Raw genomic sequence first — 250 nt, 5'->3', positions numbered from 1 at the left:
GGAGAAACGGGACCGACCGGAATAACAGGTTCAACGGGAATAACGGGACTGACCGGAGTAACCGGGCTAACCGGAGAAACGGGACCAATCGGAATAACGGGACCAACTGGAATAACAGGACCAACGGGAGTAACTGGAGCAACAGGTCCTACTGGGGGTATTGGCCCTATAACAACAACCAATTTGTTATATTACACTTTTGCAGATGGAGAGAAACTTATATATACAGATACTGACGGGATACCTCAAT

The 250-nt window shown here is 47.6% G+C and carries 1 pseudogene; it reads left to right on the top strand.

Features of this window, described 5'->3' with window-relative positions:
* Nucleotides 1-250: pseudogene (locus MR160_RS34460) on the top strand (DUF4183 domain-containing protein); the annotation flags it as partial.

The sequence above is a fragment of the Bacillus cereus group sp. BfR-BA-01382 genome (assembly GCF_022663475.1).
In the GTDB taxonomy this organism is placed as follows: domain Bacteria; phylum Bacillota; class Bacilli; order Bacillales; family Bacillaceae_G; genus Bacillus_A; species Bacillus_A thuringiensis_S.
The sequence above is the reverse complement of the archived record's forward strand: the minus strand, read 5'-3'. Positions and strand labels throughout refer to the sequence as shown.